At 46.0% G+C, this 14,623-nt stretch carries 12 protein-coding genes; 1 reads left to right on the top strand and 11 read right to left on the bottom strand.

Going from position 1 to position 14,623, the window contains the following annotated elements; translation table 11 throughout:
• The 7 genes from QUB68_RS29860 to QUB68_RS29830 all read right to left on the bottom strand — a co-directional run.
• On the bottom strand, positions 1–344 hold a 344-nt coding region (locus QUB68_RS29860; protein ID WP_332998551.1), incomplete at its 3' end, for a hypothetical protein.
• Positions 345–548: 204 nt separating this feature from the next.
• Positions 549–1,274 carry a hypothetical protein gene (locus QUB68_RS29855; RefSeq protein ID WP_332998550.1) on the bottom strand — a complete coding sequence of 242 codons (726 nt, stop codon included), beginning with the start codon at positions 1,272–1,274 and terminating at the stop codon, positions 549–551.
• Between the two features lie 625 nt (positions 1,275–1,899).
• Positions 1,900–5,076, bottom strand: coding sequence for a plasmid replication protein, CyRepA1 family (locus QUB68_RS29850; RefSeq protein ID WP_332998549.1), 3,177 nt, complete (start codon positions 5,074–5,076; stop codon positions 1,900–1,902).
• Between the two features lie 474 nt (positions 5,077–5,550).
• Positions 5,551–6,117: a hypothetical protein gene (locus tag QUB68_RS29845; RefSeq protein WP_332998548.1), complete on the bottom strand. Its 567-nt coding sequence runs from the start codon at positions 6,115–6,117 to the stop codon at positions 5,551–5,553.
• A gap of 253 nt (positions 6,118–6,370) precedes the next feature.
• Positions 6,371–6,880, bottom strand: coding sequence for a hypothetical protein (locus QUB68_RS29840; RefSeq protein ID WP_332998547.1), 510 nt, complete (start codon positions 6,878–6,880; stop codon positions 6,371–6,373).
• Positions 6,877–7,221, bottom strand: coding sequence for a hypothetical protein (locus QUB68_RS29835; RefSeq protein WP_332998546.1), 345 nt, complete (start codon positions 7,219–7,221; stop codon positions 6,877–6,879). Before QUB68_RS29835 ends, QUB68_RS29840 begins: the two co-directional genes overlap by 4 nt.
• A 203-nt stretch (positions 7,222–7,424) precedes the next feature.
• A complete protein-coding gene (locus tag QUB68_RS29830) occupies positions 7,425–8,186 on the bottom strand; it encodes a hypothetical protein (protein ID WP_332998545.1) in 762 nt (253 codons plus the stop codon).
• A 192-nt stretch (positions 8,187–8,378) separates the two neighbouring features.
• On the opposite strand from QUB68_RS29830, the gene QUB68_RS29825 reads away from it, so the two are divergent.
• On the top strand, positions 8,379–9,329 hold the full coding sequence (locus QUB68_RS29825; RefSeq protein WP_332998544.1) for a replication initiation factor domain-containing protein: 951 nt from the start codon (positions 8,379–8,381) through the stop codon (positions 9,327–9,329).
• A 553-nt stretch (positions 9,330–9,882) separates the two neighbouring features.
• On the opposite strand, the gene QUB68_RS29820 is transcribed toward QUB68_RS29825, so the two are convergent.
• From QUB68_RS29820 to QUB68_RS29805, 4 genes are all read right to left on the bottom strand, one after another.
• Entirely contained in the window at positions 9,883–12,672 is a 2,790-nt protein-coding gene (locus QUB68_RS29820) for a DUF3854 domain-containing protein (protein ID WP_332998543.1), read from the bottom strand.
• A 151-nt stretch (positions 12,673–12,823) separates the two neighbouring features.
• Positions 12,824–13,210, bottom strand: coding sequence for a hypothetical protein (locus tag QUB68_RS29815; RefSeq protein ID WP_332998542.1), 387 nt, complete (start codon positions 13,208–13,210; stop codon positions 12,824–12,826).
• Between the two features lie 12 nt (positions 13,211–13,222).
• Positions 13,223–13,786 carry a hypothetical protein gene (locus tag QUB68_RS29810; RefSeq protein ID WP_332998541.1) on the bottom strand — a complete coding sequence of 188 codons (564 nt, stop codon included), beginning with the start codon at positions 13,784–13,786 and terminating at the stop codon, positions 13,223–13,225.
• A gap of 253 nt (positions 13,787–14,039) precedes the next feature.
• Positions 14,040–14,549: a hypothetical protein gene (locus tag QUB68_RS29805; protein WP_332998540.1), complete on the bottom strand. Its 510-nt coding sequence runs from the start codon at positions 14,547–14,549 to the stop codon at positions 14,040–14,042.
• Positions 14,550–14,623 lie beyond the last annotated feature (74 nt).

Raw genomic sequence — 14,623 nt, 5'->3', positions numbered from 1 at the left:
CATTTTTTTTCTCCGATTTGAATGTTGATGTGAATCGGTAAAGCTGCGTTGCGTATGGGTCGCAACAAAATAATCAATGCAAGCGCTCCAACAAATAAAGCGATCGCTAATTTCCAGTTGATAGTTGAAGATTTTTCGATGTGGCGCGGTTGTAGCGGTTGCAAGTCCGGTTCGTTCTCAAGCAATTTCTGCCACGTCGCGGTGTATCGCTTGTCGCCATAAAGTTTGGCGTAGTGGGTCAAGCCCAACTCTTCCGCCCGCAATTTGAGCGCGCCAATACTCCGAGAATCTTTTCCCGTAAATAAATGCGATCGCCCTAGCGCTGTGGGCGGTTTCTGTTGCATAATGATTTTGCTCCGACGGTTGTGTATGAACTGTTCGGGGAAGTCGTGACTTGGCTAGCTCGTCAAAGCTTGTCAGTCGCGCGTCAATCTTCCTTGATTTAAAGATTGCAGGTTCTAGCCGTTCTGTCAACCGTTCAGAATTTCTTATATCGCGGTTCCCGATCGCTTCATTGTCTGGGAGTGCGATCGGGAATTTTGTCATCATTAGCTGTGCTTATTCAAAATATTTAGAAGCGCTGCGATGTCAACTTGCGTTATTTTTACCTTCGGCCGCTCGATTTTCAATAAGTCAATCAGTTGGGCTGGTCTTGGGAATTTGGAAATTTTTGCTGCGGTCGCTGCTGCCAGTTCAGATTCGAGTCGGCTGATTTGCTCGTCGGCTTCTGAGATAATTTGGTCTTTCGCTGCGAGTTGTGCGTTGAGTTCTGTAATTTCTTCCAAGCGTTCGTTAGCCAGGTAAGCCCAGTCGCCACTAACCCGCGACACTTCTTCCACTTCTTCTCGGAGCTTCTTAATCTCTTGTTGTGCTGAGCTTTCCAGTGATTGGCTGAGGGATTCGATGCGCCCTAGTTGTTCATCAATTGCACTAAATCGCTCACTTAGTGGGGTTTTCAGCGATTCCAGATATTGAGTGAGCTTTGCGCCGGGGTCGATGTCGCTTGTCTTACAGTCCGATTCTTCTATCTTACCCATTGTCTTACCTATTGTCTTACTAGCTAACTCATCTTGTCTTACACTACCGTCTGACGTTTGTAAGACACTATTTCCTGATAATACCTCAATGCCAGCTCGTACGATATCAAGTAAGGTTTTGCTTCTGTCGCACCCGTGTTTGCTGGATTCTGAGGGGTAGCGCTCCTGTCCGATGGAGTCGATCGCATCCAGTACATCGGCGGGGCATCTAAAGTTAAGCATTGTTTTCTCAGCCATTGTCTTACACCTTTTGTTTTTTGTCTTACTACTATCGTAAGACATAATGAGGCATAATGTAAGACATATATCAACAAATCATCTTACATTGAATTACCATCTGTCTTACTTATGTGTCTTACATAAATAGAAAAATGTCTTACAATAGTATGTAGCCGATTAAAAGTTACCCATCCTCAAATCGAGCGCAAACAATGAAAAGCGGGCCGGGGGGAGGGGCTGCTATGGCCTGCCCCCCCCGGCCGCCACTTTAGATTTTGGGCGCCGCAGGCAACCGGGCCGAGTGATACCCGGTAATCTCCCAAAAAAACACAAACAATGGTACTATATAAAATTTCAAAAAAGGGGCAAAAGTAAAAAATACCTAAAAGTATACACAGTAAGCGCTTGAAGGTTTTAACCAAGATATTAAATTGTTGCGACATTTTATAGCGTTTGCTTTGGTTGTCGGCGTGGTTAAAAGCTCTACAACAAACTCGACTTTTATCACCCTAGCGGGATTTTTCCGATTTTCCGCGAGTAAGCTTCGCCGAAGTTCGCAGGCTCTGGCGGAAAATTGGAAAAATAGCCGCCAGCCCCCGCGGCAGAGCGGTGCGAGTTTGGTGGGTAGTCACCCGGTAATCAGTTAGGAATCCCAACGAATCATATCGGGGGGTGCAAGCGTTTCCGTCCATCCGTCCACCTGTTCGATGAGCATTCTATAGTATGAGCCGTCTGTGGTGGCTAAGAAGCTCGCTCGAACCCATTTGCCCCAGCGACTCACCCATCCCATTCTTTCCGATGGTTTCGGCTGTGTTTCTGTGAGGGTAATTTCTGAGGTAGTTTCTGAGGTTGCAGCTACCCCTATATTTATATCAAAAATGGGGGGAGGTGCAACCTCTTCAAGTTCCCGCGCTGCAAGGGCTTCAGCTTCTTTTATTTCAAAGATTTTTTTAGCTTGTTTTTCGGCTGTAAAGGCCACTAATTCAGTCCAGTTCTTAGGGTGACTTAGCTCTGGGTTGTAAGAATATTCGCGGTGTTGTACCCCGTTCTGCTTGATGTTCTTGGCAGGGAGTTTGGACCCGATCATGTTCAGCAATTTATTGAGCCACTGTATGGGCTTCATTTTCCCAGGATGCCCCAAAAGTTGGGATAGCTGTTTTTGTTTGCAGCGTTGCAAAAGTTCCAAAACCTCGGGGCTGTTCTTAGTCCAAACTTTTCCCGACTCTGACTCTAAAAATTGCTCTAGACCCAAAGATTTTAATGCTCTGAGTTTTAGGTAGCGGGTTGAAAAATCCCCCAAAAATTCTCGCTTGCCAGCAACAATTCTTGAGCGCTGCAAGAACGCTGCATCGTCTTGGTTTTTAAAAATCCAGTTTGCATCCAGTTGGTTGAGTAGCGATCGCTCATCAAATCTCACTCGGCGCACAAACTCCCAGCACCACAAATCGGAATTTTCGATTCCTGGCAGTCGGGCCTTGAGGAAAAACTTGATGGTTTTGCATCTATCTTCCCAAGTTGCTTTAAAGTTGAGTTTGATTTCTAAAGCTTCAGATAATTCGATGTCGGGCGCGTTGAAGATTTCTTGAGCCTCGATGTTCTTGCATTCTTCCTTGGTTATGATGTGGCCTTCATAATCACACTCATCAGGGGTAACGGATTGCACGGAATAACCAGCAAGCTCGAAAGCTTTTAGTAAATATTCCCGCAAGTGCGCGCGTTCTAGTTGTGCTTTTGCCTGTAATTTTGCCCACAATTCTGTGTGTGGCGTAATGATTCGAGCCGCTAAATCTACTCGAATTTGCTGCAACTGTGATTCATCTTCTACTAGCAATCGAGCCTCGATATCGCCAAAATCTGCTAGAGCTTGAACGATTTCCTCCTCAAAAATTCCTCCTGTGTTGTTTTTTGCTGCTATCCCGCGTTCTGGGCAAAGAATAATAATTCTTTCGGGATGCCTGACACGGCGCGACATTTGTACACTCGCATCAATATCCACAACCCCGACAAACCAGCAAAAAACATCAGAAAAGTAATTCTTAATACTGATGTCGATGCCTGATTCGGCTGTTGGCGTAAAGATGATCCAAGCTAGTTTATATTTTGCGATGTAAACATCTGGATTTTTAAGAAACTCTTTTACAGCCTCGGTTGCAACGGTTTTGGAAGATAGTAAAATTCCTGGCCCGTGTGTTTTTTTTAATTGCTTAGCAAAAGCTTCAGCATCTCTAAGTGAATCTGTAGCGATAGCTGGGCAAGGGCTTTTGAGGATTTCAGCACTCAACCATTTTTTAGCCTTTTTCCCCGCAGTCACAAAGAATATGGGGGGAGTTTCACCCGTGAAAATATTTTCAATCTTGTGCGATTGTTTGCCCGAAATTTTAGCGATATAGTCAACAACGATGTCGCATAAGTTGCCATCCATCAAAACCACGCGGTCGGCAAGCTTACAAATTATTTCGAGTCGGTCTAAGATTTCGGGACGTTTTCCTAATAGTGTTTTGGATGATAGCGCGTGTTTGATGATGGATACAGCTTCATCAAAGATTACAGTCATTCCCTTGATGTGCTGCACCGAATACTCGAACATCTCGATCGGAAGTTTCAGCAGGGAATCTACGCACAGACTCAACCGAGCATCTAAGTCTTTTAGGTGCTGCCAGCCATTATGCTCATCAAAGTGGGAGCTTTTCCACTTTTCACACTGCTGCAAAAGTAATGCGTTTCGATACCCTAAATTTAATTGCAGTCCGCGAGCGTCGCTAGTAATTTTATCTCCTGCCCAGTGAGTTTTCCCGGTTCCCAGTCCTGACCTGATTGCTGTGACCGTGCCTGATGCTGGTGCTGGTGCGTCAAAATATTTTGAGTTGATCTTTACATCAGCAGTAAATCCCCGAAGTCTGAGCCATTTTTTAAATTGCCAATCTTCAGGGATTTGCTCGAACGCTCCCCCAACAATCGCATCAACATTCCCGCCGATAACAGCAAAATCATCAATTCCCTTATCTGGCCCCGGCAATTGTGCGATTTTAGCGATCGCTATTTTGAACAGATTTGCTGTAGTGCTTGCTGCTTTGATTTCTGGGCTTTGGGAATAATCCCCGGCGCGGTAATCAAAAATGATTGTGATTGTCCGTTCTGGCGTATCAAATCTTTGAAGCTCCGATCGCAATTTCCGCGCCGTAGCTTTTTGGTATGTTGAGCCGTCGGGCTTGGTGACTGTTTCCCCGCGCTCGGTGACTTTATACCCGCAGTTTATCCCCGGCAAGCCAATCGCAGCATATCCCCGCGAAATTAAACAGCAAGCTTTTTTCTCACCTTCAGTAATAGTGATGGGGCAATTGCTAGCTTTTACCCAATCCCAAAATCCGATCGCTTCCCCAGCAAGCCCGATAACGGGAAATTTGGGCATAGGTAAACTAGCTTTAACCGCGACAGTCTTCCATACAGTCAAAGTAACAGCGGGAAAAAATATCTCTAGCGGTTTGCCCTGGGGCTGACTATACCTGCGAGGCTCCCATTTACCTGTGCTTTTTTTGTCAAAGGCGATCGGTGGCCCGCTCAACTGTCTAAAGCGCCCGTTAGCTATCCACCCGATAGCACTCTCACATTTGCTGTAATTTCTTTTTGCTTGAGCGCTCCCACTGCTGGAATTTGTTGTGGGGTCGGTGTCCCGGTAAAGCAAGTCATAGACCGCAATCCCGCTAGCAGGCTCAAAATTTAGATGATAGATTTCTGGAATGATGCCTGACTTTGTTACACAATCTTCGTAAGAAAGAGATTCTTGCAGGTGTAACGGATTTAATATATGATGTTCGTACATCAGTCGTTTTCCTCGCAAAGGGAATGACGCATGAATAGTTCTCCTGTAAAGGGTTGACTGTTTGAAGTACCAAAAGCCGTCGCTAGGGTTCCAATTCTTGAGACGGTTTTTTGGTGTCTGTGTTTGTTGATTTTTAAAAAACTTGGCTAAATTGGAACCAGCCTTAAGTCGCTACAAGCAAAAATGCTGTAGCAGACAAAAGCCGAACTCTCCCGTACCAATGGGGTTGATTTAGCTTGGGTTAATAATTGGTGTGTTGCATTTTTGGTACACGAAACATTTCGCTGCTTCCCGTTTCCCGGATAAAATCCGCCTTCCTAGCAGCCTACCTTAAGGGAATTCTCGAACTCATCAGCCAGAACTGCTGCAACAAGTGTCGTCTACTCTTTTCTTACTTAAGGCCTTTCGAGGGCTGCAATCTTGGATTAATCCCAATTGCTCGGGGTTCGGACTCCACCAATATTTGATCGCATTTTACACCGAATTGTCGCCAAATTTCTTCAGCAGTTCCGCAAGCTGTAATTTGCCTTCATTGAATTTACGCCCCTTTTTACCTAGAAGATTTTCGATAATCCACGTTGCGGGCTTGCCTTCGATTTGTGCAGCTTCCACCTTCCACCAAAGTTTCAAATCACTAGCATCTTTTTCGGAAGTATCATCGTTAGCGGTAGTAATATGCTCGGATTGGAAGTCCTCGTTATATACGGCTTCCAGAGCCTTCCGACCTTCTTCGATGTCAACGCCAGGGCTTACCAAAATTCCCTCGGCTTCCTTCTGTCTTTGCTGCTGAGAAACGTAGGCGCTTGTGCCAATCTCATCAATGATGTCGGCTTTAATTGCTCGCTCTTTGATGAGTTCGATTTCAAGTTCGGGGACAAGCTTGCGAGCTATGTTGCCCGCTGTAACTGCACAAGCAATCCCCGCAAATAAGCTCACGCCCTGAATTGCTTTGTGCCAGCTTACCTTTTTATCTAGGGCTGTAAGCGGTGTTAACCACAGGGCAAGGGCTGACGCGCTTAACACGAGTATTTTCAACTGCATACAAACACCCCTAGACCAATTATGGAAACGGCTAGGACGCTAATTAAAATTGCTTGCAGTTGAGGAACCGAGATTTTTAAAAACTGACTGATTGAAAAATCAAGCAACCAACATACTACCCAAACAACTCCGACCGCTGCCAACAAAAGGGCGATCGCTCTAAACAACATCGGATGCAAGCTCGCTATCCATCCCAGAAGGGAGGAAGCGATGCACCCGGCTACAAAGTAATTAGCCAAGTACACCGCCCTCATCAATTCATCCCCGCTGTAAGTTTGGCTTTGATTGCGTCGATTCGTACCCGTGCATTATTCTCAGCTTTGTCGATTCCGAGTCCCAGACGCGCATATCCTGGGCGCATTCCGTGTAACTTTTTGGCTAGACTCGCATTGCTCCGAACTTTTTTAAGCTCGTTCTCAGCAACCACGCCCTCATACTTGCGGTGTTCCTTGTGCACTTTTGCATCGGCTTCCTCAATCTTGCCAAGTGCTTGGTAAGCCCGTTTTGCTTGTCGCGCTCCGTCGGTCTTTTCCTTGGCAAGCTCTTTGAGTTGGTCGGCTTCGTCGCGCTCGAAATATCGGGGACCAGGCACTACGGGCGCGGTTCGGATTGAGCCGAAATTACCCGGCCTCATTGGGGTGATGACACCCGCTGCGGTTTCCGCCAATACCTTTGATTTATCGATCGCGTGTCCGCCATCGTTGCCAGTGGCGGCCAAATTGCCGGCAGAGTTTCCGCCAAACAGTCGTAACTGTAAGCTCATTTTTTTTCTCCGATTTGAATGTTGATGTGAATCGGTAAAGCTGCGTTGCGTATGGGTCGCAACAAAATAATCAAAGCAAGCGCTCCAACAAATAGAGCGATCGCTAATTTCCAGTTAATTTCTTGAGATTTTTGGATGGGGCGCGGGTGCAGCGGTTCGAGTTCTGGTTCGTGTTGGAGCAATTTCTGCCAAGTTTCCTTGCACCGTTTGTCGCCATACAAGCTGGCATAGGGAGTCAATCCCAGTTGTTCCGCCCTGATTTTGAGCGCTGCAATGCTACGAGAATCTTTTCCCGTAAATAAATGCGATCGCCCGTCGCATAAGGGCGGTTCGTGAGTCATAATTATTAGGCTCCGACGGTTGTACGTTAACTGTTCGGGGAAGTCGTGACTTGGTTAGCGGTGGTACGTTAATCAGTCGCGCAACATCTTCCTTGATTTAAAGATTGCAGGTTCTAGCCGTTCTGTCAACTGTTCACGATTTCTTATCAGTCGTTCCCCGATCGCTTCATTGTCTGGGAGTGCGATCGGGGAATTGTGACTGATTAACTCTGCTTATCCAAAATGCTTAGAATCGCCTCGATGTCTGCCAGTGAGGATTTCGAGGTTTTGCGCTGCGCTTTTAACTGATTAAGGAGTTCGCTTGGCTCTGGCAGTTCGGAAATCTTCGTTGCGGTCGCTGCTGCCAGTTCAGATTCGAGTCGGCTGATTTGCTCGTCAGCTTCTGAGATAATTTGGTCTTTGGCTGCGAGTTGGGCGTTGAGTTCTGTAATTTCATTATTTTTAAAAATAATGAGTGCTTCAATCTTGGCGAGTTTTTGCTCCAGTGCTGTGATTTCTTCCAAGCGTTCGTTAGCCATGTAAGCCCAATCGCCCGCTACGCGCGACACTTCTTCTACTTCTTCTCGGAGTTCCTTAATCTCTTGCTGTGCCGAACTTTCCAGTGATTGGCTGAGGGATTCGATGCGTCCGAGTTGCTCGTCTATAGCGCTAAATCGCTCGCATAGTGGGGTTTCGAGCCGTGCCAAATATTCGATTAGCTTGGCTTCTGGCTCTGGTATGTTATTAGGTGTGTTACTTGTCATATCATCAGGTATGGTACTAGGTATGGTACTAGGTATGGTACTAGGCTCGTCATCAGGTGTGTTACTTTCTATCCCAAAAAACTCGGATAAGGCTTTGTTCACTGCTGCCGAATACATCGGGCCCTTCTTGGATTCCATGCCGTTAGCGACGCAGAACGCAGTCAGAGCATCTTCTACAGCCTTATCAAGATATACTGCGATGTGTTTTTTGTCGGTTGCCATAGTATGTTATCTCTTGCTTTGGTATAATACCATTATAACATACTATCTTAGAGGTAACACACTGATAAGTTACTTAAACTAGACAGTAACATACCATAAGTTAATCGTATGTTACCCAAGTACAGGCTTAGTATGTTACTAATTATCAATATAGTATGTTATAATTAAGATAACGATTTAAAACTTTAAGCGATGGAAACTGCATTTTTGGATAGAAAGGTTAGAGTCGATTGGTTGCGATTCCAGGTCTTGAGCGAGGCTTCAGGTGGCATTTCGGACATAATAAAGATTTTAGGCTTACCATTTGAGCGCAAAAATGAACCCTTGCCTGATGCCAAGAATAACGATATGCTGGCTCTAAACAAGGTTTGGCATGAGATTTACGAGCATGAGCGCTCGCTGATTGGCATCAATTATGCACCTTCCGCTGGTGCCGAAAAATTCCATCGCTACTTTGTTGATTTGAGCGGCAAAATCTTGGCAAAATTAGATTTCGCTAAAATTCAATCCTTGCTTTTTTGGGGGCAATGCCACTATGAATTTATAGCCAATCGCATAGATATTGCTGTAGATTTTCCGGTTGGGTGCCCCAGACTTTCGCTGCGACCCTGGGAAAATTTGATTGAGGATGGGTTGCTGATTGGATACCGCACTGCCCGCCGGATAATGAATACAGGCAGTCGGCATGGAACTACTGTATATCTGGGGTCGCGCGAATCCGATCGCTTTATTAGGATTTATGACAAAAATATCGATGGGGTTCATTCTGATCGGATGGAGCTTGAGTTAAAAAGATTTAGGGCTGCAACTGTGATGCGATCGCTTGCTGATTTGGAATTAACAGAAATTTCTAAATATTTAGATAACGTGGTTTGTGGACAGATAAATCTTTTGTCTCATGCCGATACTGATTTTTTCAGAATTTACAAGCGAGGTGCAGTAACTCTGGCAGCAGCAGTTCCTCACTGCGATATCGAAAAATCAGCCGCTTTTATTTCGCGACACGCCCCGACTCTTGCTATGCTCCACGAATATATGGGGGCTGCAAAATATCAAGAATTTATGGATAATAATTTGCGATCGGGCAAGCTGGGGATGAAGTCGCGGCATCACCGATTGATTCAAAATGCTCGCGCTTTGTGATTATGCTAGACAAGTTGCTAGACAAAATGCTAGACAATTAATATATTCTCATTAAGCACTAAGCTATTGGGAATAACAATGAAAATCGCGGGCCGGGGGGTTAGCTATTTTTGGCCTTTCCCCCCGGCCGCGCACTTCAGATTTAAAGCGCCGCAGGCATACCGGGAAGAGTGATACCCGGTAATTAAAAAAGAAAAAAAATAAGAAATATACTAACAATCTCGGCAAAAATAAAGAAGAAGCACAAAATCGCTCAAGCGCTTACACAGCAAGCGGTTTGAGGTTTTCAATAATTATTAAATTGTCGCGAGATTTTATAGAGGTTGGCTTTGTTCCTGAGTTAGTTTTTTGAAATTTACAGGAGATTTTGACGAATTTTTAAAAAGTTGTCGGCTTCAAATCTCCACAACAAGCTCGACCTCTTCCCCATAGCGGGATTTTTCCGATTTTCCGCGAGTAAGCTTCGCCGAAGTCCGCTGACTTCAACGGAAAATTGGAAAAATAGCCGCCAGCCCCCGCGGCAGAGCGGTGCGAGTTTGGAAGGTACTCGGTATCAATTCAACAGCGCTTTGAACTTGGATTGCTCGGCGCTGGTGAGTTCGGCCCAAACTTTCGCGCGGTTCGCTTCGTTCCGATCGCAGCACTCGGTGAGGATTTTTTGAATATCGAGCGCTCCTTCAGCATCTTCGCAAGCTCGGATAAATTCGACTAACTCGACCTCGCACTCTGTGAGTAACTGCGCGCTGCTAACGTTGGCGGTTTTAACTTTCCCATGACCTGATACTGTGATTCCGGCTCCTTCAAATTTCACCTGGTACAAATTGCTCCCTAAATCTTTGATGATTTCGGCGCTCTTGCCTCGCAGTTGCTGGCGGCCGCTGAATTTTTGGCTGATTTTCACCTTTTGTCCGATCGCTAAATTTGACGGGGTTGTGATGGATTCATTTTGGCTCTGTTGCGGTTTTTCAGTCGCTGTAATCTTTACACTGTCAGGCTGTGACGGGTTTTCCGTTTTTTTGACGATATTTCCTATACTTCCTAAATCTTGCGCTTCGGAAGTTAACGCAATTTTTTCAAATTTACTAAAATCTTCAGAAAAACCATCAAACCCGTCACAGCCACTATTGGTAAGGTTTTCAGCCGTCACAATCGCATCATTTTCGGATTTAAACCCGTCACAAAACGGCTTTTTAGTCACTGGACGCGGTAAATATTGCAGTGGATCGACCTGACACCTTAGCCCTATCCCGCCGATAAATGCTCCGTTACGGTCGCGGCCTTCACTAATATCGAGGTTTAGCTGATTCTTGAGTAAGTCGCGTAAGTTGCTTGAGAATCGCTTCATTGGCAACGAGTTTTTGTGTCCCATTTCTTGCTGGAACTGGCAGAAGTTCGCATATAGCCATTTGCCTGCTGATTCTGGATTTCCCGTTCCCACGTAAGTTTTGTAATCTCCCGCAACTACACGCTCATCCAGCCATCCAGCGATTGGATTGGTTTCGGTAAGTTGCTGGAATTTTTTAAGTGCTAAGGCTGGCACGGTACGGTCTGTGTGCTTGATAAGTTGGGTTACTCTGTCGTGTGGGATTTCGAGCGCTCGTTGTAACAGTCCTGGAAGATATGGCTCGAATTCCTTTTTGAGGTCGCGACCTTCGTACTCGGATATTTTGTTATCTAGCCCTATGGTTAGCTTTCGGCGTTCTTGGCCGCTTGTTCTGTCGGCGCTGTCTGGGGCTTCGTTTGCGCTCAAAATTACCATCCCTTCAAATACAAAATCTCGCGACTGTTGCACCCCTTTGCGTTCGTATCTGATGGGGTCTTGGCCTGTAAGCTGCTTGAGAATCCCGACCTCACCTTGCCAGCGTTCTGAGTCTGGGAATAGAATCAGCCGCTTGCGGTAAAACATTGCAGTTTCAAAGCGATTTGATTCAAGCAATCTCAACTGGCTAGATACTGCGTTCTCGTCGCCGATTAAAGCCTTGGCTAGTGCCATAAATGTAGATTTACCCGTTCCGCCGCCTCCGATTAACTCTAGGTAGCGTTGCAAGTCGCTTCGCCCTGTTACCACGCAATTTAAGAAGGCTAGTAAAACTTCTGCGATTTCACTTTGTCCAGAGATTTTTAACAGAAACTCTTCAATAGGGGCACAACCTATCGACCGCTCTGCCCAACTAAAAGGAAGTTGATAAGTGAATTTGTACCCTGGCGCGTGGGGTTTTAATTTCTGTGTTTTTTGGTCTAACACACCATCTCGCAACGGGATAAGTCCTCGGCGCTCGTTCCAGTTTTTGACTTCTAACTTACTTTTTAGGATGGTTGCAATTGATGTGACGTAGCCCGCGCTGTAATCTCTACCTAAAAATTCGAGGTGATTTTGGATAAGTCCGCGCACGGTTTCCTCTGTGGCAATATCCCAGCAGCCGTCAAACTCCGCACCGTAGTATCGCCAAAATTGATATTCTGATTCCCATGCCAGCTTGCTTTTGTAGCTCTCTGCCATTTCCTGCGCCGATTTGCTGGCTGGTGGCTGTTTTTTCGTTTTGCTTGCATCGTCCTCGTCGCTGTCTTCGTCGTTGAAAATCCCTGATTTGGCGAGAACTGCTCGGAATTCTTCAATACTTCGGTTCTGGATGAAATCATCCATCCCTTTATTTTCGCCATTTTCGCCCATTTCCCAGCCCCCTGTTGCGACATACAAGGGTACATCAAATTTTAGAAGCTGTCGCCCTAATGTGCGCTGCGCTCTCCTGATGTTGGGGTTAGTCGTCGCGTCTGCATCAAATACGATGATGAATCCGATGCCCGCTTTGGCATATTTCTCTAAGGATTCAATGAGGTAGCGCTTGCCCTGGGTGTCCGACTTCCTGCCAGATAAGCCCATTTCTACGCCGATCAATCCGATGGTGGGTAAATTGTTGTCACATCCGGCGATCGCTTTGAATCCACCTTCGGTAATCAAAAGGCACGGATGCCCGTTGAGTTGATAGCAGGATTTTTTGAGGGTTTCGGGTTCCCAGTAGTTTTTCAGTTCTGGGTCTGTCGGCAAAATCGCGTCGTAGCCGTGGTCGGTTTTGGGAGTGAGGTATTTGGGAACTAATTTGTTGCCGACTTTCCAGCGCTTGTCCGGGCGAAACTGAGATTGCAGCGAGTCGCCCTCGATCAGGATTCCTCCCGATTTGGCTGGAGTGCTTAATATCAGGCTTGCTTCTTCGGCGCTAACTGTTCGGCAAGTCGCCATTGCCCGATCGCTTAATAGCCCGCGCTGCGCTATATGCTCCTGGTGCGCTTTCGAGAGGTATTTGTTGGAGTTGACAAGTGTTGTGGAGATTGTTGTATAATTCATAATTAGATATGCTTTCCCAGTTAGCAGTGCTTTTTGTAGTGTTTGTCCTCTGGGTAGGAATCCAAATAGCTGTCGTTCCTGGGGTCCAAACTAAGTCCGGCAGCTTTTTGGTGTATTTTTGGAAAAATCAGAGCATGGATGGACTCGCTCGCTAAAAAATTAACGAACGAATAAGTAAATCGCTGCGAGCACAGCCATTCGATTCAATCTTGGGAATAGGAATAAAGATTTTGGGCGGGTCGCTGTTCGTTTCGACTCGGCGCTTAGTCGCGGAAACAGCTACATATATATAGATTTTTGCCGATACAAAAATATGGACTAACAACTCTAAAACGTATGCTGCAAGCCAAGTGTGAACCAATGAAGCTTTTAAAATTATCTCCATTTCCTTCTTGGCAGCATAAATCACCGCCCGCCAAAAAGTCCAGTTTTTCGCTTTGGCTAGTCGCTGTCTCCGCCACAAAGCTTCCCATGTATCACCTGCGCGAGCGTGACACAACCCTTGACGGACTAATTCGATGTAGATTGTTAGATCCATATTTTTAGGATATCAAGCTTCGGGCTGATTGATTAATCGCTCATACTCAGTTTCGGCGGCCTTGTACTTTGCACTCCCTCCCTTCGTTGCATCCCAGAGTTCTAAAATGATTTTTGCTTTGCCATAACCTTTGTCCCTCAATTGCAAAATCTTTTCTAGCAGTTCCGCGTCGGTGTTCTGGGAACGTTCAGCACTTGGTTTAGCTAGTTGTTTTTGCGTGATCGGTTCTGAGTCTTCATCATCGCCACAACGTAAAGCTAGAGCGCGTTCCAAGTGTTCAACAGGATTTAATATTTGTTCGGCTTCCTTTTGCCGTTGAGTTTGGCTGATATAGGCACTCGTACCGATCTCATCAATGATGTCTGCTTTGATGGCTCGCTTTTTAATCAATTCGATTTCAATCTCTGGGGCTAACTTGCGGGCAATATTGCCAGCACCGACTGCACAAACCAAACCAGAAACCAGGCTCAATCCTTGAATCGCTTTGTGCCAGCTAATTTTTTTGTCAAGCGCAGTTAGTGGGGTTAACCAAAGTGCAATAGATGACGCGCTCAAAACTAACAGCTTTAAGTGCATAAAAACACCCCCAAACCGATTATGACAACAGCTAGAACGCTTGCTAGCACTGCTTGTAACTGATGAACTGGTACATTTAAGAATTGACTGATTGAGTAGTCCAGGAGCCAGCAAAATACCCAAAAAATTCCGACTGCTGCTAATAGAAACATAACCGCTTTGAATGCCATCGGATGCAGGCTCGCAATCCACCCTAGAAGGGAAGATGCGATGCACCCGGCTATAAAGTAATTCGCCAGATACATCGCTCGCATTAACTCATCCCCGCTGTGAGTTTGGCTTTAATTGCGTCAATCCTTACCCGTGCATTATTCTCGGCTTTGTCGATTCCGAGTCCCAGACGCGCATATCCTGGGCGCATTCCGTGTAACTTTTTGGCTAGACTCGCATTGCTCCGAACTTTTTTAAGCTCGTTCTCAGCAACCACGCCCTCATACTTGCGGTGTTCTTTATGCACTTTTGCGTCGGCTTCTTCAATCTTGCCAAGTGCTTGATAGGCCCGTTTCGCTTGTCGCGCTCCGTCGGTTTTTTCCTTGGCAAGCTCTTTGAGTTGGTCGGCTTCGTCTCGCTCAAAGTATCGCGGTGCTGGCACTACTGGCGCGGTTCGGATTGAGCCGAAATTACCCGGATTCATTGGGGTGATGACACCCGCTGCGGTTTCCGCCAATACCTTTGATTTATCGATTGCGTGTTCGCCGTCGTTGCCAGTGGCGGCTAAATTGCCGGCAGAGTTTCCGCCAAACAGTCGTAACTGTAAGCTCATTTTTTTTCTCCGATTTGAATGTTGATGTGAATCGGTAAAGCTGCGTTGCGTATGGGTCGCAACAAAATAATCAA

Source organism: Microcoleus sp. A006_D1 (assembly GCF_036702805.1).
Classification (GTDB): Bacteria; Cyanobacteriota; Cyanobacteriia; order Cyanobacteriales; family Microcoleaceae; genus Microcoleus.
Note: the sequence above shows the minus strand (reverse complement) of the source record. Positions and strands in the feature narration are given on the sequence as shown.

What these genes read in the sequence shown, in the direction of transcription:
- QUB68_RS29855 (WP_332998550.1), bottom strand. Translation starts at nt 1,274, where the DNA reads ATGGCTGAGAAAACAATGCTTAACTTTAGATGCCCCGCCGATGTACTG.
- QUB68_RS29850 (WP_332998549.1), bottom strand. Translation starts at nt 5,076, where the DNA reads ATGTACGAACATCATATATTAAATCCGTTACACCTGCAAGAATCTCTT.
- QUB68_RS29845 (WP_332998548.1), bottom strand. Translation starts at nt 6,117, where the DNA reads ATGCAGTTGAAAATACTCGTGTTAAGCGCGTCAGCCCTTGCCCTGTGG.
- QUB68_RS29840 (WP_332998547.1), bottom strand. Translation starts at nt 6,880, where the DNA reads ATGAGCTTACAGTTACGACTGTTTGGCGGAAACTCTGCCGGCAATTTG.
- QUB68_RS29835 (WP_332998546.1), bottom strand. Translation starts at nt 7,221, where the DNA reads ATGACTCACGAACCGCCCTTATGCGACGGGCGATCGCATTTATTTACG.
- QUB68_RS29830 (WP_332998545.1), bottom strand. Translation starts at nt 8,186, where the DNA reads ATGGCAACCGACAAAAAACACATCGCAGTATATCTTGATAAGGCTGTA.
- QUB68_RS29825 (WP_332998544.1), top strand. Translation starts at nt 8,379, where the DNA reads ATGGAAACTGCATTTTTGGATAGAAAGGTTAGAGTCGATTGGTTGCGA.
- QUB68_RS29820 (WP_332998543.1), bottom strand. Translation starts at nt 12,672, where the DNA reads ATGAATTATACAACAATCTCCACAACACTTGTCAACTCCAACAAATAC.
- QUB68_RS29815 (WP_332998542.1), bottom strand. Translation starts at nt 13,210, where the DNA reads ATGGATCTAACAATCTACATCGAATTAGTCCGTCAAGGGTTGTGTCAC.
- QUB68_RS29810 (WP_332998541.1), bottom strand. Translation starts at nt 13,786, where the DNA reads ATGCACTTAAAGCTGTTAGTTTTGAGCGCGTCATCTATTGCACTTTGG.
- QUB68_RS29805 (WP_332998540.1), bottom strand. Translation starts at nt 14,549, where the DNA reads ATGAGCTTACAGTTACGACTGTTTGGCGGAAACTCTGCCGGCAATTTA.